Here is a 25,413-nt window from a genome sequence, read left to right as displayed (position 1 = left end):
GAACAAGCTACCTACCGGTAGGCAGTAAGTGTACAATAAAAAACACGGCGGCGTCCATGCCCCGTTTTTTTGATGACATGAAGGAATCGCAATGCAGCAGCAAACCACTCTCCCCGCCGCCAGTCTTGGGCTGGCGGCCTCCCTGGCCCTGGTGGCCGTGCTCGGTCCGGCAGGCATCGACATGTACCTGGCCTCGATGCCCGCCATGGCGCGCGAGCTGCACACCTCGTATGCGAATGTACAGCTGAGCCTGACCGTCTTCCTGCTGGCCCTGGGCGCAGGGCAGTTGCTGTGCGGGCCCCTGACGGACATGCTGGGCCGGCGCCGTCCGCTCTTGGCCGGCATCGCCGTCTACATCGTGGCGGCCGTGTGGGCATCGCAGGCGGACCAGCTGGCCACCCTGCTGCTGGCGCGTTTGCTGCAGGGCCTGGGCGCGGCGCTGACCCTGGTCGTGGTGATGAGCATGGTGCGCGACGTGGCCGATGGGGTCAAAGCGGCGCAGCTGTTTGCCCTGTTGATGACCATCGTGGGCCTGGCGCCCGTGCTGGCGCCGGCCGTGGGCGGCTTGCTCGATGCGCATTACGGCTGGCGCGCCGTGATGCTGGCCCTGGCCGCGCTGGGCGCCTTGACCCTGCTCAATAGCGCGCTGTTCTTGCCGGAAACGCTACCACACGCCCGCCGCGTCTCGCCGCGCGGCCTGCACCGCACGTATACGCGCATCGCGCTGGACCGTGCATTCCTGCTGCCCGCGCTGGCCCTGTCCGCCACTTTCTTTTTCCTGTTTGCCTACATCGGTGGGGCGTCGCTCGTGTACCAGCGCGATTTCGGCTTGTCCGCCGGCAGTTTCGGCCTGGTGTTTGGCGCCACGGGCGTGGCCGTGCTGTTGGGCGCGATGGCCAGCGGCCGCCTGGTGGAACAACACGGCGTGGCGCGCCTCTGCGTGGCGGGCAGCGCCGCCATGCTGGGCGGCGCCGTGCTGGCCTTGCTGGGCGCCTGGGCGGGCTTCGGCATCGTCGCCGTCGTGCCCGGCATGTTCGTGGCCCTGTTTGGCCTGGGCATCGCGGAAGCGGCGCTGATGGCCATGGCCATGGGTTCGCAACAGCGTGCGCTCGGCTCCACGGCGGCATTGCTGGGCGCCATCCAGATGACCTTGTCGTCGCTGGCCACGCCGCTGGCGGCCAGCCTGTCCGAATGGGGGCCATTGCCCTGGCTGCTGTTCTTGACGGTGGCCGGCCTGCTGGTATCATGGCTGACCCTGGCCACTGCGCGCGTCCATCCGGTCCATGCCAGCAGTCTGGGCGCGCACTGACGCTTCACCCAACCACTACCCTCATATGAAGAAACGCTCGGCCTCGGCCGATAACATCTGCGCCGTCGCCGTCGTGCACTTTTCGGAACATGGCTACGATGCCTCGTCCCTCAGCGACATTGCCGAACAGGCCGGCATGCGCAAGGCTTCGCTGTACTCCCACTTCACCGGCAAAGACGCCCTGTTTCTGGACGTGTTTGCCGACGCGCTGGCCGAAGAGCAAGCCTTCATGGATGCCTGCTTCGCCGACGAAGCGGCGCTGGCGGCACCCGGCGGCCAGCTGGCCGGCGCCCTGTACTGCGACAGCATGGCCCAGCGCTACGCCGATTCGGCCCATTTGCGCTTCTTGCTACGCACGGCCTACCTGCCGCCCGCCACCCTGCGCATCGAAGTCGGCACAGGATACGAAGCCTTGCTGGCACAGTTGCAGCAACACTACATGGCCAGCCTGGGCCGATTCGCGCCCACCTTGGCGCCGCAGCGCATCGACCTGTATGCGCAAGCCTACCTGGGCATCGTCGACAGCCTGCATGTGGAACTGATCTACGCGGGCGGCGCCGCCCTGCAGCAACGCCATGCGGCCTTGTGGCAAATCCTGTCCGATTCGCTGGCGATGGCGGTGCAACCGGCCTGATGCGGCATGGCTTATAGCCACACTACGAACCGACAAACATGCCTGACACAAGCCGCTATCGGCTCTTCGGAAGCACCGCTTTGCCACCTTCAAATGTGGTACGGCTTGCTGGCGGATTTTTCGCCTGCGAAGTTCCGTTTTCGCCCCATTGCGGACGTTGGCCACTATTGCGGATCACCGGGTATATGCCACGATTTAGCCTGGGATACATACGTTAGAAACGGGTTTTTCTCGCAATTTTCAGGGGTGATGTCCACAGGAAGTTCTAGAGCCTCAGCCAGGTTTTCAACGAATGACAGGACCTGCTCATGCTGCAAGGACCCAGCAACTTCCTTCGGTGAGATATCGAGTTCTAACTGCTCGGAGACGAAGAAATGACAGCAGATTACAACCGGGCCATCCAACAGAATCGACAACAAATGTGAACCTTCACGATTCGCCAAAACGTTGCGCGATCCCGGAAATGGGAGCGCAGCCCCATCAAAGCTGTACGTGCATTCGTATTGGTTGAGTAGGCGGTCAAAGCGATCCCAGTGGATAGCTTCAGTATTCTGCACGTAGACGTCTCGAAGCGATCCATCTCGTTCCCATAGTCCTGCTATATCGTTGAAGTTTGGTCTCATGCGGGTAGCTTGTTGACTGCCGGTTTTTTGAATGTTGGCTTCTGGTCGATAGCTGCTGTGAGATCACACGTCACGGGCAGTTTCGCCAGCCAATCTTCGACTCGCAAAAGAATGAGACCTAGCTCAGGAACGAATCCATCTTCATCGTGCCACTGAGCGATATCCAGGTCCATGGCCATGCCCTCTATTTCTTTTATCAAGGCGTATGGCATCGCCTCTAATGCTTTGCCGTTCCCTCTAATCGAGTCGGCTAAAGCCAGTGCGGTATCTTGCTGTGCCTGGACACGTTTCAAACAGGATTCAATCCAAGCGATTAGCGATTGGTTGGACATGAAAGTATTGAGTTAGAGAAAAATGAGCGGTGCCTTGCGTGACTCTGTCCGCTACTGGCCGGTAGTGGCCTATTGACGTTGCTTCAAATTGTCAGCCGATACCAGTTAGCAATATTTTTTAACTCGTTAGCAGTTCCAAATTTCTTTGCTGCTGGTTGCAGCGAAATCAACACTTCCGCCACACCCGATGGAGGCTCGGTCGTATCACTGAGTCTCACCAAATCCATCGCAAACCAACAGCAGGATACGAAAGCATATTCGTCTGACTGCTTGCCTGCTAAATTCAAAACCCCGGAAATGCTACCGAATGCGTCGTTTGGGGCCACGCAAATAAGCGCGCGCTCTCTGATCTTCGTGACAGACCACTCATCATCGCTGAGTTCGGCCATCCCCCTATCCAGTGCCTTGCAAAACTCATCTGCGACTGACACACCACCTCCTTATTTCAATTGACTTGGTCCGCTTTTGGCCGGTTGCCGTCGTCAGCAGGTTTCGCCTCGAAGAGATTATTGAGGTCGCTCAATGATCAAGCTCTTTGATGGCCGGTATTAGGAAAAAAGCGCAGGTACCCAGCGATGTCAGGCCCGCCTGCAGCACTTTCGTCTTTTGGATGGAGGCGTCCTTCGTTTACTGGTACCTCTTCAAAGTCAAACGGACTAATTCCTTCCAGGCAGGCCACATTGATCCCGAATTGATCGGGTTTTGACCGGCGTTGGTGATGTGTGTATATCCCGCATTTTGAGCAGAAATAGTGCTTCGCTTGCATGGTGTGGAACTGATAGAGCGTGAGCAATTCCTCGCCAGAAGTAATCTCTATATCCTGAAGCGCTGCAGAAACCGCGATCGCGCCGCGCATGCGGCAATAGGAGCAGTTGCAGCGCCGTGCTGTCTTGAGTCCGTCGGTAAGTTGAACTTGAAATCTTACAGCTCCACAATGGCATGAGCCTCGTAACTTTCCATCCGTGTTTTCCATTTTTTCCTTTCAATGACGGCTTCTGGCCGCTTGCCGTCGTTGGCAGGTCTCGCCCTATGGTGTCGAAAAACTCAGGTACGTAGACCCTTAAATAAATATCCTGCCAGCCCAGACTGGCCAATACCGTCGCCGTAAAACAGTCATCCTCCGGTTTCCAGACGTACTGAGCAGCAACATCGTGGAAGCTGGCTGGGAACCAGAGGTTTTTGGCAAGGCACACCACGCCAAAAATGGGTCAGGCATACGCGTGCACCAGTAGCAAGCCAGCCAGCGGAACGACGGCAAACAGCACAACAACGCCAAGGCATCCAGATCTGGAACCGGCAGGAGAAGCGCTACGCTCACGCTCGCGTGGCGCCCTGGCACGTACCCATTTGAGATGACAGGACTGGCAGAAGAATGTGGTTTTGTTGTTGCGCCAGGCGTCGATGGTGCGATCGGTATGGCGTGCAAGCGTCCCGCAACGGGCACATTCGAAATGTGTTTCTTTGGGCAGTTTTTTTGAAAAGTGCTTGCCGGCAAAGAACATGACAACAAGTCCCGCTATGACTGCCCCAACGATGAATTCCATAGACATGTGTTTTTCTGTATTTGCATCGTGTTCACCATGGCTATTTCCAGCCCATCAGCGTACCCGAGCATAACGGATTGCCAAGCAGAAAGGATCACACATTGTCACAGCAACGCGAATGGCCGCGTCCGGCCAAAACAAAGCCCACACCCACATTACACTTTGGAAACCTAAGACTTCTTCAGTTGACACCCTTGAAGCGCGTGCATAAGATGCCCCCATTATTCATTTACGGAGTCCCACGTGGGTACTTGTTCTAGTGACAGTAGCCGATCTTGTATCGGTGATTGCCTCGGCAGCTAAACAGCAAGCAACGCGGAACTTCCTTTCCTCCGTGCCTTGCTGAGCAAGGTGCGGTGTCTCTCGCAGCCAGTCTGGCTGCGCGCCTCGCCCCCTCTTTCCGATCGCGACCGGCTACTGACCCGGATTGCCAGCCAGCACTATTGTGTCTTGGCGGCACGCAAGTCTTGCCTGCGGCTGCGCCGCCCGTCAACACCTCGCCGTGAAAGGAAGAGCCATGAATCTCTTCACCCGCTTATTCGAATCATTCCTGCGCAAGCGCCATACGGCCGGCCATTTCCGCCGCCGCGCCATGCCGCTGGAAAACAGCACGGCCCGCCCCGTGCCCGACCATCTGGCGCGCCAGCTGCTGGCCGCCGCCCACGAAGAGCTGGACAGCGCCCTGAACCGCCTGCATACGCGCCTGGAAGGCTTGCGCGATGCCGAGGCGCAAGTCATCGGCGCGCAAACGGGTCCGAATGAAGTCGAGCATGAAAAACCGCTGGCCTGGTACCAGCACCTGTGGCTGTGCTACAAGAATCCGTTCAACCTGCTGCTCACCGTGCTGGCGATTGTTTCCTACCTGACGGAAGACCCGAAGGCCACCATCGTCATCGGCACCATGGTGATTTTGTCGACGCTGCTGCGCTTCGTGCAGGAAGGCCGCTCGAACCGCGCCGCCGAGCGCCTGAAAGCCATGGTCAGCAATACCGCCACCGTGCTGCGCAATGGCCAGCAGATCGAGCTGCCCATCCGCCAGCTGGTGCAGGGCGACATCATCGTGCTGTCGGCCGGCGACATGATCCCCGCCGATTGCCGTTTGCTGTCCGCGAAAGACCTGTTCGTCAGCCAGGCCGCCATGACGGGCGAATCCTTGCCGGTGGAAAAGATGGCGGAACTCGCCGATGCCCATGGCAAAGACCCGATGGAGCTGGCCAATCTGCTGTTCATGGGCACGAACGTGATCTCGGGTGCGGCCACCGCGCTGGTCCTGGCGACCGGCAACCGCACGTATTTCGGCACCATCGCCACGCGCGTGACGGCCACCGAGCGCACGCCGACGGCGTTTGAGGCGGGCGTGAATAGCGTCAGCTGGCTGCTGATTCGCTTCGCCCTCGTGATGGCGCCGCTGGTGTTCCTGATCAACGGCTGGACCAAGGGCGACTGGATGGAAGCATTCCTGTTCGCCCTCTCTGTCGCCGTGGGCCTGACGCCGGAAATGCTGCCCATGATCGTCACCAGTACCCTGGCCAAGGGTGCCGTGAAACTGTCGAAAAAGAAAGTCGTCGTGAAACGCCTGGATGCCATCCAGAACTTCGGCGCCATGGACGTGTTGTGCACGGACAAGACAGGCACCTTGACGCAGGACAAGATCGTGCTCGAGCGCCACACGGACGTATTTGGCCAGCCCTCCGATGAAGTGCTGCAGTTCGCTTACTTGAACAGCCACTACCAGACGGGCTTGAAAAACCTGCTGGACCGCGCCGTGCTCGACCATGTGGAATTGCAAACGGAAATGCAACTGGCGCGCGATTACGTGAAAGTCGATGAAATCCCCTTCGATTTCGTGCGCCGCCGCATGTCCGTCGTCGTTTCCGAAAAGAATGACCACCATGAGCTGATCTGCAAGGGCGCCGTCGAGGAAATCCTTGCCGCCTGCAGCCATTTGCGCCTGAATGGCGTGGACGTGCCGCTCGACGCCTCCCTGCTGGCGAAGGTGCTCGATACCACGCACGGCCTGAATGCGGAAGGGCTAAGAGTGGTGGCCGTGGCCGTCAAGGAAGTGCCGCCGCATAAAACCGTGTACGGCGTGGCCGATGAAACGGCGCTGACCCTGATCGGCTATGTGGCGTTTCTTGATCCTCCGAAGGAATCGACGGCGCCCGCCCTGCGCGCGCTGGCGGAACATGGCGTCACCGTGAAAGTTTTGACGGGCGACAACCACCTGGTGACGGCGAAGATTTGCCGCGAAGTGGGCCTGGCCGTGCATGGCGTGCTGCAAGGCCCGCAACTGGACGAGATGGACGACGCCACCCTGGCCCGCGCGGCTGAAGAGAATACCGTGTTTGCCAAGCTCAGCCCACTGCACAAGGAGCGCCTGGTGCGCGCCCTGCGCGGCAATGGTCATATCGTCGGCTTCATGGGCGACGGCATCAACGACGCGCCCGCCCTGCGCGCAGCCGACATCGGCATTTCCGTCGATTCGGCCGTCGATATCGCCAAGGAAGCGGCCGACATCATCCTGCTGGAAAAGAGCCTGATGGTGCTGGAAGAAGGCGTGCTGGAAGGCCGGCGCACCTTCAGCAACATGCTCAAATACATCCGCATGACGGCCAGCTCGAACTTCGGCAATGTGTTTTCCGTGCTGGTAGCCAGCGCCTTCCTGCCGTTTTTACCCATGCTGCCGCTGCACTTGCTGGTGCAAAACCTGCTGTATGACGTGTCGCAGATCGCCATCCCGTTCGATAACGTCGACGCCGAACTGATCCAGAAGCCGCTGAGCTGGAACCCGCGCGACATCGGCCGCTTCATGGTGTTCTTCGGTCCCATCAGCTCGATCTTCGACATCAGCACCTTTATCTTGATGTGGCATGTATTTGGCGCGAATACGCCAGAACAGCAGACCCTGTTCCAGTCCGGCTGGTTCGTCGTGGGCTTGCTGACGCAAACCCTGATCGTGCACCTGATCCGCACGCCCAAGTTGCCCTTCATCGACAGCATCGCCTCCGTACCCCTGCTGGTGGCCACGACCCTCATCATGGCCGTGGGCGTGTTCCTGCCGATGGGACCGCTGGCAACCTACTTCAAGCTGCAAGCCCTGCCACTGGGCTACTTCCCTTGGCTGCTGGGCATCCTCGTCTGCTACACCGTGCTGACGACGTTCATGAAACGCGTGTACCTGCGCAAATTCGGCTGGCAATAGTATGATGGACCGCTCTTTCTCCTCACAAAGGCACGCATGAGCGGTTCCCCTCTTTCCAAGCGTAATCTCGCCCTGCTGCTGTCGGCGCTGGTGTTTCCCGGCAGCGGGCATTTTGTCTTGCACCGCAAGGCCCGCGGCTGCCTCTTCCTCGTGCCTGCCCTGGTCGCCCTGGTGATGGTATTGCGCCAGATCATGGCACGTTTGGACCAAGTTATGGCACAGATCGACAGTGGCGCCCTGCCCCTCGACGTGCAGCTGATCGTGGAAAAAGTCGATGCGCTGTCCGCCAACGACGGTCCCGCCATGACCGTGGCCGTAAGCGTGCTGGTGGCCTGCTGGATAGGCAGCCTGATCGACACATGGTTCCTCCAGCCATGACGGCGGAAGCAGAGGCACGGAAACTGCGCAAGGAAGCAAAGATGCAGGCGCGCCGCGCGCAGCTGGTGCTCAGTCGCCAGGACCACGGCGGCCCGCAAGCCTGGCGCGGCTGGTTCGATGGTTCCGCCCATCCGAACCCGGGCAAGCTGGGCATAGGCGCCCTGCTGCTGGGGCCGGAGGGCGAGCGCATCGAAGTGAGTCAGGCGGCCGGTTATGGCAGCAGCAGCGACGCGGAATATGCGGCCCTGATCGCCGTGCTGCAGGCGGCGCAGGCCGTGTGCCCGCCGCCCGAGCAACTGCTGCTGTTCGGCGACAGCCAGGTAGTGATCAATGATGTGCTGGGAACGACGCCTGTCGGCGCCAAGGGGCTGGAAACGCACAGGGCCACCGTAGTGGCCCTGCTGGAACAATTCAATGATGTGAGCTTGCGCTGGCTACCGCGCCACAGGAATGGCGAGGCGGACCGGCTGTCGCAGCTGGCGATCGCCGGCTTCACCCCAGAGGCTTAAATACCGGGGTCGTACCCTCAGGGTACGACCCCAGCCGTTACGGGGTAAGCAACTTAAGCGGCGCGGCCGATCTGCAAGCTAGCCTTGGCTTCCTTGCTTGCCGGACGTTTTACACCCTTCAAACCACTGACCGTGGCCTGCTGGCCATTCAATTTAAACACGCTGACCACTTGCGCCAGGTTGTGCGCCTGGTGCTGCATGGATTCGGCAGCCGCCGCCGACTCTTCCACCAGGGCCGCATTTTGTTGCGTCACGGCATCCATCTGACCGATGGCACGGTTGATCTCGTCGATGCCCACGCTTTGCTCGCTGCTGGCCGCCGTGATTTCCGTGATGATGTCGCTCACGCGCTGCACGCTGTCGACGATGTCGTTCATGGTCGAGCCGGCTTGCGCCACCAGCATGCTGCCCGCGTTGACTTGCTCCACGGACGCGCCGATCAGGGTCTTGATCTCTTTCGCAGCCGAAGCCGAACGCTGCGCCAGGTTGCGCACTTCCGAGGCCACGACGGCAAAGCCGCGGCCCTGCTCGCCTGCGCGCGCCGCTTCCACGGCCGCATTCAGAGCCAGGATATTCGTCTGGAAGGCGATGCCATCGATGACGGAAATGATGTCGACGATCTTGTTCGACGAGGCATTGATCGATTCCATGGTGCCCACCACTTGCGCCACCACTTCGCCACCCTTGACGGCCACTTGCGCGGCCGACGCCGCCAATTGATTCGCCTGGCGCGCATTGTCCGCATTCTGTTTCACGGTGCTGGTCAACTCTTCCATCGAAGACGCCGTTTCTTCCAGCGAACCCGCTTGCTCTTCCGTACGGGAAGACAGGTCCTGGTTGCCGGCGGCAATTTGCGTCGAGGACGTCGCGATGCTGTCCGTACCGCTGCGCACTTCGCCGACGATATTGAGCAGGCTGGTGTTCATGTCCTTCAGCGCTTGCAGCAATTGCCCCGTCTCATCCTTGGCGCTGGCGTCGATCTGCGCCGTCAAGTCGCCATCGGCCACCTTGCGGGCGATGTCCACGGCCGTGCGCAGGGGGCGCACGATGCCCATCGTCAAGACCCAGGCACAGACGACGCCAAAGCCCAGTGCCAGCGCGGCCAGCGCCAGCAGCAGGTTGCGGCTGGTCTTGGCGACGGCATCGATCTCGCGCGCGGTGGCGTCGATGCTGGCGCGCTGGTGTTCCAGCATGTTCATGATGACTTTCTGGTATTTGGTCGAGCCGGGCACGAAGACAGCCTGGAAGGCCTTCTCCGCTTCTTCCGTCTGGCCGGCCGCCTTCAGCTTCGATACTTGCTCACGGGAATCCAGATACACCTTGCGCATTTCGCTGACCTGGCGGAACAGTTCCGTTTCTTGCGGTCCGGAAATCAGGGCTTCGATTTTCTTTTGCAGTTCACTCGAGACGACGGACGACTGTTTCGCTTCTTCCGCAAAATACGGCCCCAGCGAGGTGTCGGCGCTGCGCACGATGGCCGTGGTGCGGCGGATGCCGCTGTCGATCTTGCTGTACCAGTCGGAAATATAGCGTTCCTTCGCCAGCGGCTGCTCCATCATGGTGCGCGTGGCGGTGGCCACGTCGTGCAAACGCCAGACGCTGATGCCGGTAATGACCATGGAAAACAGCAAAATGACGGCAAAACCCAGGCCGAGACGCACACCAATACTGACGTTTCTTAACAAATTCATGTGAATATCCTAAAAAAGCGGAACCAGACTATATAAAAGGGAGCAGAAGGCTGCGGCTGCACGGGGCAGCCGCAGCGGCATTCAGCGTGCGCCGAGGCGCAGGGCGGTTTGCGGCGCTGCCGGCTGCTTCAGCGTGCTCGCGCCACTCACCTTGGCCTGCTGGCCATTGAGCTTGAACACGCTGACCACTTGCGCCAGGTTGTGCGCCTGGTGCTGCATGGATTCGGCGGCCGCAGCCGACTCTTCCACCAGGGCAGCATTTTGTTGCGTCACGGCGTCCATCTGGCCGATGGCGCGGTTGATCTCGTCGATGCCCACGCTTTGCTCGCTGCTGGCCGCCGTGATTTCCGTGATGATGTCGCTTACGCGCTGCACGCTGTCGACGATATCGTTCATGGTCGAACCGGCTTGCGCCACCAGCATGCTGCCCGCGTTGACTTGTTCCACCGACGCGCCGATCAGGGTCTTGATCTCTTTTGCCGCCGATGCCGAGCGCTGCGCCAGGTTGCGCACTTCGGACGCCACCACGGCAAAGCCGCGGCCCTGCTCGCCGGCCCTGGCCGCTTCCACGGCCGCGTTCAGGGCCAAAATGTTCGTCTGGAAGGCAATACCATCGATGACGGAAATGATGTCGACGATCTTGTTCGACGAGGCATTGATCGATTGCATGGTGCCCACCACTTGCGCCACCACTTCGCCCCCCTTGACGGCCACTTGCGCGGCCGACGCCGCCAACTGGTTCGCCTGGCGCGCATTGTCCGCATTCTGTTTCACGGTCGACGTCAGCTCTTCCATCGAAGACGCTGTTTCTTCCAGCGAACCGGCCTGCTCTTCCGTGCGGCTAGACAAGTCCTGGTTGCCGGCGGCAATTTGCGTCGAGGACGTCGCGATGCTGTCCGTGCCGCTGCGCACTTCGCCCACGATGTTGAGCAGACTGGTGTTCATATCCTTCAGCGCCAGCAACAGTTGCCCCGTTTCATCCTTGGCGCTGGCGTCGATCTGCGCCGTCAAGTCGCCATCGGCCACCTTGCGGGCGATGTCCACGGCCGTGCGCAGCGGACGCACGATGCCCATCGTCAACAGCCAGGCGCACACGACGCCAAACGCCAGCGCCAGCGTCGACAGCAATAACAGCAAGTTGCGGCTGGTGCTGGCGATGTCATCGATCTTGCGCGCGGTGGCGTCGATGGTGGCGCGTTGGTGTTCCAGCAAGCCGTAGACCATCTTCTGGTACTTGGCTGCGGCGGGCACGAAGGTTTTTTCAAACACTTCATTGGCGGCCTCGGCCTGGGACTCGCCCTTGAGCTTGTAGACCTGGTCGCGCGAGCCGACATACACTTCGCGCAATTCCAGCAAACTGGCGAACATGGCCTGTTCTTGCGGGTCCTTGAGCAGCGCCGCGATCTTCTTTTGCAGGACAGCCGAGCTGGCGCTCGACACTTTCGACTCTTCGGCAAAATAGCCGCTCAGCGAGGTGTCGCTGCTGCGGGCGATGGCGATCGTGCGCCGCACGGCACTGTCGATGCGCGTATACCAGTCGGAAATATAGCGTTCCTTGGCCAGCGGTTCTTCCATCATCGTGCGCGTGGCGCTGGCCACGTCATGCAGACGCCAGACACTGATGCCGGTGATGATCATGGAAAACAGCAAAATGACGGCGAAACCCGATCCCAGACGTACCCCGATGCTGACGTTTCTTAACAAATTCATGTGAACTATCCTAATATCCAGAAGAGGCCCTGCAGCCAGCGCCAGGGACAGCATGGCGGACGCCACCAAATCTGTCCCGCCAAGTAAACTGGCGCACGGTTCAGTTGAACCGTGCGCCAGTAAAATGCGCTAGCGTGCTCCCTGCAGAAACGATATGCAATACTTAATGTCAATAGTTTTTGACAATATGCAGGGAAATTCTCTTCACTGCGGCATTACGCCGCCAGTTTCTCGATCAAGCCCATGTCGGCGCTGGACATCAGCTGGTCGATATCGACCAGGATCAGCATGCGCTCGTCGATAGTGCCCAGGCCGATCACGTATTCCGTGTTGATCGAGCGGCCCATGTCCGGCGCCGGCTTGATCTGTTCCGGCAGCAAGGTGGTGACGTCGGAGACGCGGTCCACGACCATACCGACCACGCGATTGCCGATATTGAGGATGATGACGACGGTGAACTGGTCATAGCTGGGCGTACCCAGGTTGAACTTGATGCGCATGTCGACGATCGGCACGATGATGCCGCGCAGGTTGACCACGCCTTTGACGAACTCGGGCGCGTTGGCGATGCGGGTCGGCGTTTCATAGCTGCGGATTTCGCTGACTTTCTGGATGTCGATGCCATACTCTTCCTGGCCCAGGGTAAAGGCCAGGTATTCGGCAGCCTTGGCAACGGTTGCGCCAGTGTCGCTGGAAATGGTGTTCATGATAATCCTTTCGTTAACTCGCCTGGGGCGCAGGCCAGGACACGCTGTACGCGGGCCTGGACGTGACGAGCCATCCACAATGCAATGAATGGCTGCCACTTGTATGTTTTTTGAAAATACTTTCTAGCAATTAGCTTATGTTTCTAATTTCCGTGCGGCAATGTTACCCCATGTAAATTTTACATGCACTAAAAAAGAGCGATCGCCGGGCCGATGCTTTTCCAAAATATACTTATGTGGCAAATGCGGCACGCCGGGGCACCACGCCCCGACCACATATGGCGGCGTTTTATGCCACACTGGCGGCCCCTGCTTTTTACGACCTTGAACCATGCATTCTTTGCTTTCTCAATGGCAACCACGCCTGCTGGCACTGGCCACGGCCGGCCTGGGCGACGACAGCGCCCACGACATCAACCACCTGCAGCGCGTCTGGCGCAATGCCAGCGTCCTGCTGCAAGACCATGCGCAGGCCGACGCCCTCACCGTGATGGCCGCCTGTTATCTGCACGACCTGGTCAACTTGCCGAAAAACCACCCCGAGCGTCACCTGGCCTCGCGCCAGGCAGCCGCGCTGGCTTGCCGCCAGCTGGCGGAGCTGGATTTCCCGGCAGAAAAACTGGCTGGCGTGGCCCACGCCATCGAGACGCACAGCTTTTCCGCCAATCTGCCGCCGCACACCATCGAAGCGCAAATCGTGCAGGATGCCGACCGCATCGACGCGCTGGGTGCCGTGGGACTGGCGCGCCTGTTCTATACGGCGGCGCGTATGGATAGCGCGCTGGCGCATGGTGCGGACCCGCTGGCGCAGCATCGCGTACTCGACGACAAGGCCTACGCGCTCGACCACATCGTCACCAAGCTCGACAAGCTGCCCGGCAAGATGCAGACGGCGGCGGGCCGCGCACTGGCCGAACAGCGGCTGGCCGTGCTGACGGATTTTCGCGCCGCCTTTGCTGACGAATGGGGAATGAGCGCATAACATTGGTGGCGATAGCCAGCATGGCCCATGCTGTCTATAATGCAAGCCTCAGCTATCGCGCCGCGCGTCGCCAAAAACCTGTCACGCGCCGGCGCTTTGCCAACGCGCCGAAAGCATGCATGTCCGATAAAACCAGCCACGACAGCCATTCCCCGTCCTCCCCCGCCGCGCCCGCGCGCGCCGGCAACCTCAATTTCATCCTCGTCTGCGTCTTCATCGACATGCTGGGCATCGGCCTGGTGGTGCCCGTGCTGCCCATTCTGATCGGCGACTTTGTCAACGGCAAGGAAGCGCAGGCGTTCTGGTACGGCATCATGGCGGCCGTCTTCGGCTTGCTGCAGTTCATCTTCATGCCCATGCTGGGCGCCATCAGCGACCGCGTGGGACGCCGTCCCGTGCTGCTGTACTCGATGGCCGGCATGGGCATCAATTTTCTCGCCACAGGCTGGGCGCCCAACCTGGCCTGCCTGTTCATCGGCCGCATCATCGGCGGCGTCTCGTCGGCCAGCATGTCGGTCGCGTCCGCCTACGCTTCCGACATTTCCACGCACGACAACCGCGCCAAGAGCTTCGGCAAGATCGGCGCCGCCTTTGGCCTGGGCTTCATTTGCGGCCCCATGCTGGGCGGCCTGCTGGGCGAGATCAATCTGCACCTGCCGTTTTACGTGGCGGCGGGCCTGTCGGCGGCCAATTTCGTCTACGGCTATTTCTGCGTGCCCGAATCGCTGCAGCCCGGCCCCCGCGCGCCATTTACCTGGGCGCGCATCAATCCGTTTGCCGCCCTGCTGAAACTGGTGCGCCGCGTGGACATCCGCGGCCTGGTGCTGGCCTTCGGCCTGATGACGTTTGCGCAAATGATGCTCAACACCACCTGGGTGCTATATACCCATTTCCGCTTTGACTGGACGCCGCGCCAGAACGGCATCGCCCTGTTCTGCGTGGGCCTGTGCGCGGCCGTGGTGCAGGCGGGCTTGCTGGGCATCCTCATCAAGCGCTTCGGCGAAGTGCGCCTGTCCTTGCTGGGCATGGCCTCGGGCGCCCTCACCTATTTGCTGTACGGCCTGGCGACGCAAGGCTGGATGATGTATGCGCTGATCCTGTGCAACCTGCTGGCCTTTGCCGCCGGACCGGCCCTGCAAGGCATCATCTCGAAGGCATCGGCCGCCAGCGAACAGGGAGAACTGATGGGCTCCCTGCAATCGATCAGCAGCCTGGGCATCATCATCATGCCTTTGCTCGGCAGCATGATCCTCGGTGAAGTGAGCCACTTGCCGCCACAAGACTGGCGCATCGGCAGCACCTTCTATCTGTGCGCCATCATGCAAACCCTGGGCATCGTGGTGGCCTGGCGCTACTTCAAGGCACAACGCCAGGCCAGACTTGCGGTTTCCACCACAAAGTAGTCGGCAAGATAATATTGCATTTGGGAAATAAATAGGCGAGAATGGGATAATCAAGCGGGCGTTGCCGACGCCCGCGATTCGATGGCAAGCAAGGATGGGTATGACTGACTTTTATTCCAGCGCCTGGCGCCGAACCGTAGCCCTGCTGGCGCTGGCGCTGCCATCGCTGGCAGGCGCGCAATGCTCGCGCGACATCCAGGTACCCGTCTCGGCCATCGGCGCCAGCGTGGTAGTCAATGGCGCCAGCATCAGCGGCATCTATCCCGACTTGCTGCGCAGCATGGGCGCCAAGCTGGGCTGCAATTTCATTTTCACGGCCGTGCCGCGCGCGCGCCTGGAAGCGATGTTCGAGGCGGGCAAGGCAGACTTGCTGATCCCGGCCAGCAGCACGCTGCGGCGCGACCAGCATGGCCTGTTCATCCCCATGCTGGGCAGCCGCCCCCTGCTGATCTCGCTGCAAGGCGCGCGCACGCCCATCAACACCATGCAGGAACTGATCGAGCGGCGCGAATTGCGCGTGGCGCTGGTGCGCGGCTACGACTATGGCGCACCGTACCAGGCGCTGGCGAAGGAGCTGAGCAGCCAGGGACGCCTGTTCTACGAAGTCGATGCGCTGTCCGTGGCGCGTTTGATGCAAAGCGGCTTCATCGATGCCACCATCATGGCGCCCACCATCCTCGCCGGCGTGGCGCAAAACGATGCGCGCGTGTACGGCCTGGCAGACCGCCTGCGCCTGGAAGCGCTGCCGGAATTGCCGTGGGGCATGAGCGGCGTCTACCTGTCACGCAAGTCGCTGACGGCGGAAGACCAGGCCACCTTGCGCGATTTACTTGACAAGGCGGGCCGCTCGGGCACCGTGATGGACGCCTTCCAGCGTCATCACCGCCAGGAACTGCTCTCGCTCAGCATACGCCCGCGCTAAGGCCCCCATGTCCGGTCTGGTCGTCGCCGTCGTCCTGTTTGCCGCCCTGCTGCACGCCAGCTGGAATGCCATCGTCAAGTCGGGCAAGGATACTTTCCTCACGACCGTGCTGGTGTCCGTCGGCGCGGCCCTGATTTCGCTGGCCGTCTTGCCCTTTATTCACGCGCCCGCCCCCGCCAGCTGGCCCTACCTGGCCGCCTCGGCCGTGGCGCAGCTCGCGTATTACTCGCTGCTGGCGGCCGCCTACAAGGCGGGCGACATGAGCCATGCCTACCCCTTGATGCGCGGCAGCGCACCGCTGCTCGTGGCGCTGGCCAGCTGGCCGCTGATCGGCGAACGCCTGTCTGGCATGCAGATGGGTGCCGTGGCCTGCATCTGCGCGGGCATCTTCGGCCTGTATTTTGCGGCGCGCCTGCCCGCCACGGCCGGCATCACGAAAAGCACGGGACGCGCCACCGCCTTTGCGCTGGGCAACGCCTGCGTTATCGCCAGCTATACCCTGATCGACGGCATCGGCGTGCGCCTGTCGGGCGCGCCGGCCGCCTACACGATGTGGATTTTTGTGCTGAACGGAACCGGACTGCTGCTGTGGACGGTGCTGCACCGCCGCGCCGACCTGCTGGCGTATGCGCAAACGCAATGGCATCTGGCCGCCCTGGGCGGCTTCGGTACCCTGGCCTCGTACGGCCTGGCCCTGTGGGCCATGACGCAGGCGCCCGTGGCGGCCATCGCGGCCCTGCGCGAAACATCGATTCTGTTCGCCATCGCCATTGCCGCCCTGTTCCTGCGCGAAAAAATCAGCCCCCGCCGCTACCTGGCCATCGGCCTGATCGCGGCGGGTGCCATTCTCATGCGCATGGGCTAGCGCGCGTCGAGCGGCGCTATCGGCAACTCGATGGCGCTGGCCGCCCCTGCCGCGTGGTACACGCGTTGCGTCGCCTTTTTATAATCGCCTGGCTGGGCCAGGAAGATGTTCGGCACGAAGGTTTGCGGATTGCGGTCGTACAGGGGGAACCAGCTCGACTGTACTTGCACGGCAATGCGGTGACCAGGCAGGAAGACGTGGTTCGCGTTCGGCAAGGCGAAGCGGTAGCGCTCGACCTTGCCCGCAGGAATGGCCGTCGGGTGCTCGAAGCTGTCGCGGTAACGCCCGCGGAAGATGTCCATCGCCACGCCCAATTGATACCCACCCATGGCCGGCTGCGACGGCACTTCGTCCGGATACACGTCGATCAGTTTCACCACCCAGTCGGCATCCGTGCCGCTGGTAGCGGCAAACAGGTTCACCATCGGCGCGCCGGCGATGCGCACTGCTTCCTTCAACGGTGCGGAAACGTAGCTGAGCACGTCCGTGCGGTCCGCATAACCGCGCTGGTCGCTGACCAGCCATGGCTTCCACACGTCGCCATCGCTCAGGCGTACGGGACGGGGCACGAAAGGCACGGGCTTGGCGGGATCGGCCACGTATTCGTCGAAGGCACCTTCAGCCGCATCCGCAGCAGCGCCCGATGGCGCCGCAAAGCCCAGCTTGTAGCCATCCTGCAGGTAAATCGGCGTCAATTTCGTGTCGCAGGTCTCGCAAGCCAGCGGCCACTGTTGCAGGCGCTGCCATTGGTTCGTGCCGCTCTGGTACGACACCACGGGCGCCGTGTTCGCGTCCGGCGCGCCATCCCTCAGGTATTGATTGAGGAATGGCTGCATGACTTTTTCGCGGAACTGGCGCGCCGTATCACCGTCAAACTTCAGGGCGCCCAGGCTGGAACCGTCATAGTTGACACCGCTGTGGCGCCACGGGCCGATGGCCAGGTAATTGAGGTTGTTGCGCTTGTCTCGCCCTTCCATCGCCGTGTAGCTGGCGTAGGGGCCATAGATATCTTCCTGGTCCCACTGCCCCACCACGTGCATGGTGGGCACGATCAGCGGGCGCTTGGCGAGGATCTTGTCGAGCGCCTGTTCCTGCCAATAACTGTCGTAGGCCGGGTGTTCAAACAGCTTTTTCGTGTAGGTCAGCTTGTCGATGCCGAACTTTTTCGCGTAGTCACCGGCCGAGCCGATGCGCAGATACGCGTCGTAGTCGTCGTAGATACCCAGCGCCGGCGATTCGCCGCCGCCGCGCACGCTCGTCTGCCCCGCGATGTACGACAAGCTGGGCATGCGGAAGGCGCCGTTATGGAACCAGTCATCGCCGCGCCAGCCATCGACCATGGCGCTCATGGGAATGGCCACCTTCAGCGCCGGATGCGGGTCGACCAGGGCCATCAGCACCGTATGGCCCTCGTACGAGGAACCCAGCATGCCCACCTTGCCATTCGTTTCCGGCACGTTTTTCACGAGCCAGGCTATGGTGTCCCACGCATCCGTGACGTTATCGACCTTGGTATGGTTCAGCGGGCCGCGCACGGGGCGCGTCATGACGTAATCGCCTTCGGAACCATACTTGCCGCGTACGTCCTGGAAGACGCGGATGTAGCCATTTTCCACCAGGGTATCGTCGCCCTGCGGCAAGGTGGCCAGCATGCTGGGGCTGGCCGCGCGCTGGGCGCGGCGGGCCGCATTGTAGGGCGTGCGCGTGAGCATGATGGGAGCGCGCTGTGCGCCCTTCGGCACGACGATCACCGTGTACAGCTTGACGCCGTCGCGCATGGGGATCATCACCACGCGCTTGACGTAATCATTGACGTCGGGCATCACCAGCCTGGCGCCGATATCGGGCGTCATCGGCGGCGTTTGCGCCAGCACGGGGGCGCTGAACAAGGTGCTGAGCAGCAAGGCCAGGCTGCTCAGGCGAATGGGGGCTACGACAGGCATACGCTTCTCCGAAAAATTCATGTCGGCAATAGTACCCGGAAAGCAAGATTGACATACATCACACACACGGCGTGCCGCAGATAAATCGGGGCGCAACTTGACAGAACGCGCACGAACTGCAACCATAACGCCATGAAATTTATCCCGTCACAACACGCCTGCTTGAATTGGTGGTCCCGCTCACTTTCGCGCGGCCACTCTATAGTGATGTGAATTTGATCCACGCCGCCTCGATCGGTGGCGTAACAGGCTCAGCCTGGATCATCCCCGATGCAGGCGGCTCAAAAGGAAACTTGATGAGCTTGCCTAACACCCCAGATACCCCCGACACCGACAACGCCCCGACAGCACCGCTGTCGGCTGCCGCCATCGCTTCGCAATCCGTGATCCTGACGGGCGACCGCCCGACCGGTCCCTTGCACCTGGGCCACTACGTGGGTAGCCTGCGCGACCGCGTCCGCTACCAGAACAGCTACAAACAATTCATCATGCTGGCCGACGCGCAGGCGCTGACGGACAATATGGATGACATCGACAAGGTGCACCGCAATGTCGTCGAAGTGGCGCTCGATTACCTGGCCGTCGGCATCGACCCGACGAAAACCACGGTCTTCATCCAGTCGCAAATCCCGGAACTGGCCGAGCTGACCTTTTACTATCTGAACATCGTCACCGTGGCGCGCCTCGAGCGCAACCCCACTGTCAAGGAAGAAATCCGCTTGCGCGGCTTCGAGCGCGACATTCCAGCGGGCTTTTTGACCTACCCGGCCAGCCAGGCTGCCGACATCACGGCCTTCAAGGCCGGCGTGGTGCCTGTGGGCGAAGACCAGATCCCCATGATCGAGCAAACGAATGAAATCGTGCGCCGCTTCAACCGCATGTACAACCGCGAAGTGCTGATGGAATGCAAGGCGCTGGTGCCCGACATCGGCCGCCTGCCCGGCATCGATGGCAAGGCGAAGATGAGCAAGTCGCTGGGCAACACCATCAACCTGGGCGCGACCTCGGCTGAAATCACGGCCGCCGTGAAAAAAGTCTATACGGACCCGCTGCACCTGCGCGTGGAAGACCCGGGCCACCTGGAAGGCAACATCGCGTTTACCTACCTGGACGCGTTCGACCCGGAAAAAGCGGCACTGGCCGAAATGAAAGCCCATTATGTGCGCGGCGGCCTGGGCGACAGCATCGTCAAGAAGCGCCTGGACCTGGTCTTGCAGGAAATGCTGGCGCCGATCCGCGCCCGCCGCGAAGAGTTCGCCAAGGACAAGGGTCAAGTCATCCAGATGTTGAAAGAAGGCACCTTCAAGGCACGCGAAGTGGCGGCCCGCACGGCCGATGAAGTCAAGTCGGCGCTGGGCCTGAATTACTTCTAATTACCACAGCCAATAGCAAATTGATGCGCCCTGCCGGAGTCGGGTAGAATCCCGTCTCCGCCGGGCCTTTTTTTGCCTAACCCAACAGCAGAGTCTGGGGTCGGACCCTGAGGGTCCGACCCAGGCACTTGTCTTAGGGTCACCATATATTGAAACATAGCTAATGACCGACTCCGCTATCGAACAGCTGCTGCAACAGCATTTTTCCATCGATGCGCTACAACGCTCGCCCGCGCCCCTGCAGCAGGCCCTGCGCATGCTGGGCGGCTGGCTGGCGGCCGAGCGCGACACGGCCTATCCACACACGCCGTACGCGGAACTGCTGACGCAACTGTCCGACACTTGCCTGCCCGCGCACGGCATGCCCGTGGCGGAGTTTCTGCAAGAACTCGATACCACCGTGCTGGCCAATACGGCCCAGCTGAACCACCCGCAATACATCGGCCACATGACGCAGGCCCTGCCCTGGATCAGCGTGCTGGCCGAAACGTTTACGGCCACCCTGAACCAGAACCAGGTGAAGATCGAGACGGCGTACGTCTCGACGCTGATCGAAAAGCAGATCCTCGGCTGGCTGCACCGCCAGGTGTACCAGCAGCCCGACGCCGTCTACACGCAGGCGATGGCCGCCACCAGCGGCGCGCTGGGTAATGTCGTCAATGGCGGCACCATGGGCAACCTGACGGCGCTGGCCGTGGCGCTGGAGCAGCAATTGCCCGGCACGCGCAAGCGGGGCCTGTTTGCCGCCATGCAGGATTCTGGCCATGCGGGGCTGGCCGTGATCGGTTCGGCCCGCAGCCATTATTCCGTGAAAAAGGCGCTGGCGACCCTGGGTCTCGGCGAAAACGCCCTGCACCTGGTGGCCGTCGACCGCGACAACCGCATCGATGTCGCCGCGCTGGAAGCGACCATTGCCGATCTGAAATTGCGCAAGATCAAGGTCGTCGCCATGATCGGCATCGCAGGCACGACGGAAACGGGCGCCATCGACCCGCTGGCTGCCATGGCGGCGATTGCGGCACGGGAAAACATCTGGTTCCACGTGGATGCCGCCTGGGGCGGCGCGCTCTTGATCGCCGAACAGTACCGCGCCCTGTACGACGGCATCGCCAAAGCCGACTCCGTCGTCATCGACGGGCATAAGCTGCTGTGGGTGCCGATGGCACAAAGCATGGTGCTGTTCAAGGACAGCGCCAGCCTGAACCTGCTGAAGCACAACGCCAATTACATCTTGCGCGACAACTCGGGCGACCTGGGCCAGACCTCGCTGGAAGGCTCGCGCCGCTTCGACGCCTTGAAACTGTGGACTTCGTTCAAGGTGCTGGGCGTGTCAGGCTACACGACCCTGCTGCAGCAGGCGGCCACCCTGTCCGGCCAGTTGCAGCAGTTACTGGCCGACCAGCAGGATTTCGAACTCGTCACGCGTTCCGATACCTTCATTCTGACCTACCGCTACGTGCCCGCGCACTTGCGCCAGCGCATGGAGGCCTTGCTGGCCAGCGGCCAGGTGGACGCGGCGACAGAACTGAACCAGCAGCTGAACAACTTGACCGCCAAGCTGCAAAACCGGCAAAAGGCGCAAGGCCACAGCTTTGTCTCGCGCACCGTGCTCGAATCGACGCGCTACCCCGGCCCGACCAATGTACTGCGCGTGGTCATGACGAATGTCAAGACACGCCCCCACCACTTGCGCGCCATACTGGCCGAACAGCGCGCCATCGGCCAGGCGCTGGTGGCGGAACTGGGCCTGTAAGGAATCCCCACCCACCCATCAGCCCTGACTGGATGCCCGATGCACCGCCTGAGCGCCCTCACCGACCTGTTACGGCATCTGTTGAAATGGCTGCTGCTCGCGAGCATCGTGGCCGCGCTGGCGGGGTCGGCCTCGGCCGGTTTCCTGTTCGCCCTCGACTGGGCCACGCGCACGCGCCTGGCGCACGCCTGGCTGATCTGGCTGCTGCCCGTGGCGGGCTTTGCCGTCGGCTGGCTGTATTTGCGCTATGGCAGCAGTGTCGAGGGTGGCGCGAATCTGCTCATCGATGAAATCCACGACCCGAAAAAAATCATCCCCTTGCGCATGGCGCCGCTGGTGCTGGGCGGCACCGTCCTCTCGCATCTGTTCGGCGCCTCGGTCGGGCGCGAAGGCACGGCCGTGCAGATGGGCGGCGCGCTGGCCGACCAGCTGACCCGCATGTTTCGCCTGAACAACGAAGACCGGCGCATCATCCTGATGGCCGGCATCAGCGCCGGCTTTGCCTCCGTCTTCGGCACGCCGCTGGCAGGCGCCCTCTTCGGCCTGGAAGTGCTGGCCATCGGCCGCCTGCGCTATGAAGCCATGCTGCCCTGCCTGGCTGCCGCCGTCATCGCCGACCAGGTGGGCCTGTTGTGGGGCGTCCAGCATACGCATTACGCCGTGCCTTTGATCCCCGCCCTTTCCGCCTGGACTTTGTCTGGCATGGTGATCGCGGGCGTGCTGTTCGGCATGACCGGCAAAATATTCGCGCAAGCCACACATGGTTTAAGTGCCTTGATGAAACGCTGGATCAGCTATGCCCCGCTGCGCCCGCTGATAGGCGGTCTCGTCGTCGCGCTGGCCGTGTGGCTGCTGGGCACGGATCGCTACATCGGCCTGGGCATCCCCACCATCGTCGACGCGCTGAAGGAACCACTGCCCGCCTGGGATTTCCTCGGCAAGATGGCGTTTACCATCGTCTCGCTGGGCACGGGCTTCAAGGGCGGTGAAGTCACGCCCCTGTTCTTCATCGGCTCCACCCTAGGCAATGCGCTGGGGCCGCTGCTGCACCAGCCCGTCGCCTTGCTGGCCGCCATCGGCTTCGTCGCCGTGTTTGCGGGCGCGGCCAACACGCCGATCGCCTCGACCCTGATGGCGATGGAGCTGTTCGGCGCAGAGATCGGCGTGTACGCGGCCATCGCCTGCGTCGTGGCCTACCTGTTTTCAGGCCACGCAGGCATTTACCGGGCGCAACGGGGCGGGCATGCCAAGCGCCATCCTGCCAAGGATCTTGACACATGACACAGAATATCTACGACAACGACGCCTTCTTCACGGCCTACAGCCAGCTGCCGCGCTCGATTGGCGGCCTCGACAGTGCCCCCGAATGGCCGGCCCTGCGCGCCATGCTGCCGGATGTGCAAGGCAAGCAGGTACTCGATCTGGGCTGCGGCTATGGCTGGTTCTGCCGCTGGGCAGCGCAAGCCGGTGCGACACGGGTGCTGGGCGTGGACGTGTCGGAAAAGATGCTGGCGCAGGCGAACGCCACGGGGACGCACGCGGCGCTCCAGTATGCCCGGCTGGACCTGGAACAACTGGCCTTGCCGCCGGCCAGCTACGACCTCGTCTACAGCTCGCTGGCGTTCCACTACATCGAAGGCTACACCACCCTGCTGGCCGCCATTCGCCAGAGTTTAAAGCCAGGCGGCAAGCTGGTGTTTTCCATCGAGCACCCGATCTTCATGGCGCCGCGCCAGCCCGGCTGGCTGGCCGATGCGCAAGGCGGCAAGCGCTGGCCCATCGACAGTTACCAGCAGCAAGGCCCGCGCGTGTCGGACTGGCTGGCGCCGGGCGTGATCAAGCAGCACCGCACCCTCGGCACGACCTTGAACGCATTGATACACGCCGGTTTCCAGTTGGAACACGTGGAAGAATGGGGGCCGACAGACGAACAGGTGGCGCAGCAGCCGGCCCTGGCGGAAGAGCGGGAACGGCCGATGCTGTTGCTGGTGGGGTGCAGCCTGCGCTAGTCCCGGGGCCGTTCAAACAATTTACCCGCCAGCTCTTCGATATCGCCGCGCATGGCCAGGGTGTTCAGCCACGCCGGCGGAATCGCCTGGGCGCCATAATACGCGCCGGCAAGCTGGCCGACGATGGCGCCGGTCGTATCGGCATCTTCGCCCAGATTGACGGCGCGTAACACGGCCTCTTCCAGTGAGCCGGTATTGAAGAAACACCAGAGCGCCGCTTCCAGCGACTCCACGCAATAACCCGTGCCGCGTATCTGCTGCTCCGTTTTGGCGATGAAGTTACCGCTAGCCAGCTCCACCAGCCTGGGTTCGGCAGGCCGGTACGCGATACTCGCGATCAGCTCTTCTTTCGGCGTGCCCGCCAGCGCGCTGCACAGCAAGGCGGCGAACAACTGGCAGCTTTCGACCGCCTCGGGTGCCGCATGGGTGGTGCGGGAACTATCGGCGGCATAGGCCACGGCTGCCTCGGCATCAGGATAAGCAAACAGCACGACCGGGGCCAGGCGCATGAGCGAACCATTGCCCGCCGTGTCAGGCGCCGTGGAACCGCTCCAGGGGTTGCCCGTTTCCTGGAAACTGGCCAGCGCGCTTCTTACCGTGCCACCGATATCGAAGCAGGTGCCGGTGGAGCTCAGATAGCCCCATTGCCACCAGTTCAGATACCGCACCATCTGGTCCGCCGGATCAAACGCCCCTTTCTGGACCAGGCTTTCGGCCAGGCACAGCGCCATTGAAGTATCGTCCGTCCATTGTCCCGGCCGCAAGCCGAATGGCCCACCGCCAGTCATGTCCGTCACGGGCGCGAAGCTGCCGCGCGGAGAAAACTCCACGGTCGTGCCGATGGCATCGCCACAGGCCAGCGCCAGCATGGCGCCCAGATAACGGTTGTGCAAAGTTGACGTATTCATAGTTTCCATTGACTCTTAGCTGGCCACATTGCGCGTAAAGCGCAAAGTGGATGCACCCGCATTGACATAGGCATACGCTTGCGCGCTGCTGAAAACGAAAAAGTCGCCCATGGCCAGCCGCCTGGTTTCCGCCGCCAACACCAGCTGTAATTCCCCCTCCAGCACGTAGAGCATTTCGCTGAAGCCGGCCGGGTCGGCTTGCGCATCATAGCGCTCGCCCGGCGCCAGGGTCCACGACCACAGTTCCACCTGGCGGCTGGCGGGCGCCGCGCCCAGCAGCACGGCCTGGCTCGCTTGCGATGCACTTTGCCACATCAGCACGCGCAGGCTGTCGTGCGGCTGCTGCGGCGGCCGCACCAGGTCGACAAAGGCTACTTTCAACGCGGCGGCCACGTGGTCGAGGTTGGCCAGGCTGATGTTGGTGCTGCCCGCCTCGACGCCATTGACCATGCGCCGGCTGAGGCCAGACAGGCGCGCCAGCTCTTCCTGGCTGAGGCCGGCGACCAGGCGCAAGCGCCGCAGATTTGCGGCCAGGTGTGCCAGCACGCCACCGGCCTCGGCTTGACTGCGCAATATATTGCTCCTATTATGATGGGAAATATTTTGCTCATAGCAT

24 protein-coding genes are annotated in these 25,413 nt (G+C 61.8%); 13 read left to right on the top strand and 11 right to left on the bottom strand.

Annotated elements, in window-relative coordinates; genetic code table 11:
- Positions 1–91: 91 nt before the first annotated feature.
- Positions 92–1,309 carry a Bcr/CflA family efflux MFS transporter gene (locus ACP7EG_RS14445; RefSeq protein ID WP_426088145.1) on the top strand — a complete coding sequence of 406 codons (1,218 nt, stop codon included), beginning with the start codon at positions 92–94 and terminating at the stop codon, positions 1,307–1,309.
- Between the two features lie 25 nt (positions 1,310–1,334).
- Positions 1,335–1,943, top strand: coding sequence for a TetR/AcrR family transcriptional regulator (locus ACP7EG_RS14440; protein WP_426088144.1), 609 nt, complete (start codon positions 1,335–1,337; stop codon positions 1,941–1,943).
- 164 nt (positions 1,944–2,107) lie between these two features.
- Here ACP7EG_RS14440 and ACP7EG_RS14435 read toward each other — a convergent pair whose 3' ends face one another.
- The 5 genes from ACP7EG_RS14435 to ACP7EG_RS14415 form a co-directional block, all read right to left on the bottom strand.
- Positions 2,108–2,500 (bottom strand): hypothetical protein, encoded by a 393-nt coding sequence (locus ACP7EG_RS14435; RefSeq protein WP_426088143.1) that lies wholly within the window; start codon positions 2,498–2,500, stop codon positions 2,108–2,110.
- Between the two features lie 62 nt (positions 2,501–2,562).
- Complete coding sequence (locus ACP7EG_RS14430; RefSeq protein ID WP_426088142.1) at positions 2,563–2,898, bottom strand: hypothetical protein; 336 nt, start codon at positions 2,896–2,898, stop codon at positions 2,563–2,565.
- Between the two features lie 83 nt (positions 2,899–2,981).
- Positions 2,982–3,287, bottom strand: coding sequence for a hypothetical protein (locus ACP7EG_RS14425; RefSeq protein WP_426088141.1), 306 nt, complete (start codon positions 3,285–3,287; stop codon positions 2,982–2,984).
- A gap of 137 nt (positions 3,288–3,424) precedes the next feature.
- Entirely contained in the window at positions 3,425–3,871 is a 447-nt protein-coding gene (locus ACP7EG_RS14420) for a GFA family protein (RefSeq protein ID WP_426088140.1), read from the bottom strand.
- 235 nt (positions 3,872–4,106) lie between these two features.
- Positions 4,107–4,448, bottom strand: a complete 342-nt coding sequence (locus ACP7EG_RS14415) for a hypothetical protein (RefSeq protein ID WP_426088139.1) — start codon at positions 4,446–4,448, stop codon at positions 4,107–4,109.
- A 511-nt stretch (positions 4,449–4,959) separates the two neighbouring features.
- Between ACP7EG_RS14415 and mgtA the strand changes: the two genes are divergently transcribed.
- From mgtA to ACP7EG_RS14400, 3 genes are read left to right on the top strand one after another with little or no spacing between them, the layout of a single operon-like run.
- The gene (gene mgtA / locus ACP7EG_RS14410; protein WP_426088138.1) at positions 4,960–7,644 is read left to right on the top strand and encodes a magnesium-translocating P-type ATPase; all 2,685 of its coding nucleotides are present in this window, start codon (positions 4,960–4,962) and stop codon (positions 7,642–7,644) included.
- A 36-nt stretch (positions 7,645–7,680) separates the two neighbouring features.
- The gene (locus ACP7EG_RS14405; RefSeq protein WP_426088137.1) at positions 7,681–8,022 is read left to right on the top strand and encodes a hypothetical protein; all 342 of its coding nucleotides are present in this window, start codon (positions 7,681–7,683) and stop codon (positions 8,020–8,022) included.
- Complete coding sequence (locus ACP7EG_RS14400) at positions 8,004–8,531, top strand: ribonuclease HI family protein (RefSeq protein WP_426088136.1); 528 nt, start codon at positions 8,004–8,006, stop codon at positions 8,529–8,531. Before ACP7EG_RS14405 ends, ACP7EG_RS14400 begins: the two co-directional genes overlap by 19 nt.
- A gap of 53 nt (positions 8,532–8,584) precedes the next feature.
- Here ACP7EG_RS14400 and ACP7EG_RS14395 read toward each other — a convergent pair whose 3' ends face one another.
- The 3 genes from ACP7EG_RS14395 to ACP7EG_RS14385 form a co-directional block, all read right to left on the bottom strand.
- Positions 8,585–10,222 (bottom strand): methyl-accepting chemotaxis protein, encoded by a 1,638-nt coding sequence (locus tag ACP7EG_RS14395; RefSeq protein WP_426088135.1) that lies wholly within the window; start codon positions 10,220–10,222, stop codon positions 8,585–8,587.
- Positions 10,223–10,303: 81 nt separating this feature from the next.
- Complete coding sequence (locus ACP7EG_RS14390) at positions 10,304–11,932, bottom strand: methyl-accepting chemotaxis protein (RefSeq protein WP_426088134.1); 1,629 nt, start codon at positions 11,930–11,932, stop codon at positions 10,304–10,306.
- Between the two features lie 215 nt (positions 11,933–12,147).
- The gene (locus tag ACP7EG_RS14385) at positions 12,148–12,639 is read right to left on the bottom strand and encodes a chemotaxis protein CheW (RefSeq protein ID WP_101480865.1); all 492 of its coding nucleotides are present in this window, start codon (positions 12,637–12,639) and stop codon (positions 12,148–12,150) included.
- Positions 12,640–12,970: 331 nt separating this feature from the next.
- Between ACP7EG_RS14385 and ACP7EG_RS14380 the strand changes: the two genes are divergently transcribed.
- The 4 genes from ACP7EG_RS14380 to ACP7EG_RS14365 all read left to right on the top strand — a co-directional run bounded on the left by ACP7EG_RS14380 (position 12,971) and on the right by ACP7EG_RS14365 (position 16,811).
- Positions 12,971–13,621 (top strand): HD domain-containing protein, encoded by a 651-nt coding sequence (locus ACP7EG_RS14380; RefSeq protein ID WP_426088133.1) that lies wholly within the window; start codon positions 12,971–12,973, stop codon positions 13,619–13,621.
- Between the two features lie 119 nt (positions 13,622–13,740).
- Positions 13,741–15,024 (top strand): TCR/Tet family MFS transporter, encoded by a 1,284-nt coding sequence (locus tag ACP7EG_RS14375; protein WP_426088132.1) that lies wholly within the window; start codon positions 13,741–13,743, stop codon positions 15,022–15,024.
- A gap of 100 nt (positions 15,025–15,124) precedes the next feature.
- Positions 15,125–15,946 (top strand): substrate-binding periplasmic protein, encoded by an 822-nt coding sequence (locus tag ACP7EG_RS14370; RefSeq protein ID WP_426088131.1) that lies wholly within the window; start codon positions 15,125–15,127, stop codon positions 15,944–15,946.
- Between the two features lie 7 nt (positions 15,947–15,953).
- Positions 15,954–16,811: an EamA family transporter gene (locus ACP7EG_RS14365; protein ID WP_426088130.1), complete on the top strand. Its 858-nt coding sequence runs from the start codon at positions 15,954–15,956 to the stop codon at positions 16,809–16,811.
- On the opposite strand, the gene ACP7EG_RS14360 is transcribed toward ACP7EG_RS14365, so the two are convergent.
- Positions 16,808–18,754 carry a CocE/NonD family hydrolase gene (locus tag ACP7EG_RS14360; protein ID WP_426088129.1) on the bottom strand — a complete coding sequence of 649 codons (1,947 nt, stop codon included), beginning with the start codon at positions 18,752–18,754 and terminating at the stop codon, positions 16,808–16,810. The genes ACP7EG_RS14365 and ACP7EG_RS14360 overlap by 4 nt on opposite strands.
- 296 nt (positions 18,755–19,050) lie before the next feature.
- Here ACP7EG_RS14360 and trpS point away from each other — a divergent pair, with 296 nt between their 5' ends.
- From trpS to ACP7EG_RS14340, 4 genes are all read left to right on the top strand, one after another.
- Complete coding sequence (gene trpS, locus ACP7EG_RS14355; protein WP_426088128.1) at positions 19,051–20,127, top strand: tryptophan--tRNA ligase; 1,077 nt, start codon at positions 19,051–19,053, stop codon at positions 20,125–20,127.
- Between the two features lie 163 nt (positions 20,128–20,290).
- Positions 20,291–21,880 (top strand): pyridoxal-dependent decarboxylase, encoded by a 1,590-nt coding sequence (locus tag ACP7EG_RS14350; protein WP_426088127.1) that lies wholly within the window; start codon positions 20,291–20,293, stop codon positions 21,878–21,880.
- A 39-nt stretch (positions 21,881–21,919) separates the two neighbouring features.
- Positions 21,920–23,161, top strand: coding sequence for a voltage-gated chloride channel family protein (locus ACP7EG_RS14345; protein WP_426088126.1), 1,242 nt, complete (start codon positions 21,920–21,922; stop codon positions 23,159–23,161).
- A complete protein-coding gene (locus ACP7EG_RS14340; protein ID WP_426088125.1) occupies positions 23,158–23,889 on the top strand; it encodes a class I SAM-dependent methyltransferase in 732 nt (243 codons plus the stop codon). Before ACP7EG_RS14345 ends, ACP7EG_RS14340 begins: the two co-directional genes overlap by 4 nt.
- On the opposite strand, the gene ACP7EG_RS14335 is transcribed toward ACP7EG_RS14340, so the two are convergent.
- Entirely contained in the window at positions 23,886–24,797 is a 912-nt protein-coding gene (locus ACP7EG_RS14335) for an ADP-ribosylglycohydrolase family protein (protein WP_426088124.1), read from the bottom strand. The two genes, ACP7EG_RS14340 and ACP7EG_RS14335, sit on opposite strands and share 4 nt — an antisense overlap.
- Positions 24,798–24,812: 15 nt before the next feature.
- Entirely contained in the window at positions 24,813–25,370 is a 558-nt protein-coding gene (locus ACP7EG_RS14330; RefSeq protein ID WP_426088123.1) for a helix-turn-helix domain-containing protein, read from the bottom strand.
- Positions 25,371–25,413 lie beyond the last annotated feature (43 nt).

It is taken from the genome of Janthinobacterium sp. PSPC1-1 (assembly GCF_049897625.1).
Classification (GTDB): Bacteria; Pseudomonadota; Gammaproteobacteria; order Burkholderiales; family Burkholderiaceae_D; genus Janthinobacterium; species Janthinobacterium tructae.
This window is presented reverse-complemented; position numbering and strand designations above follow the sequence as displayed.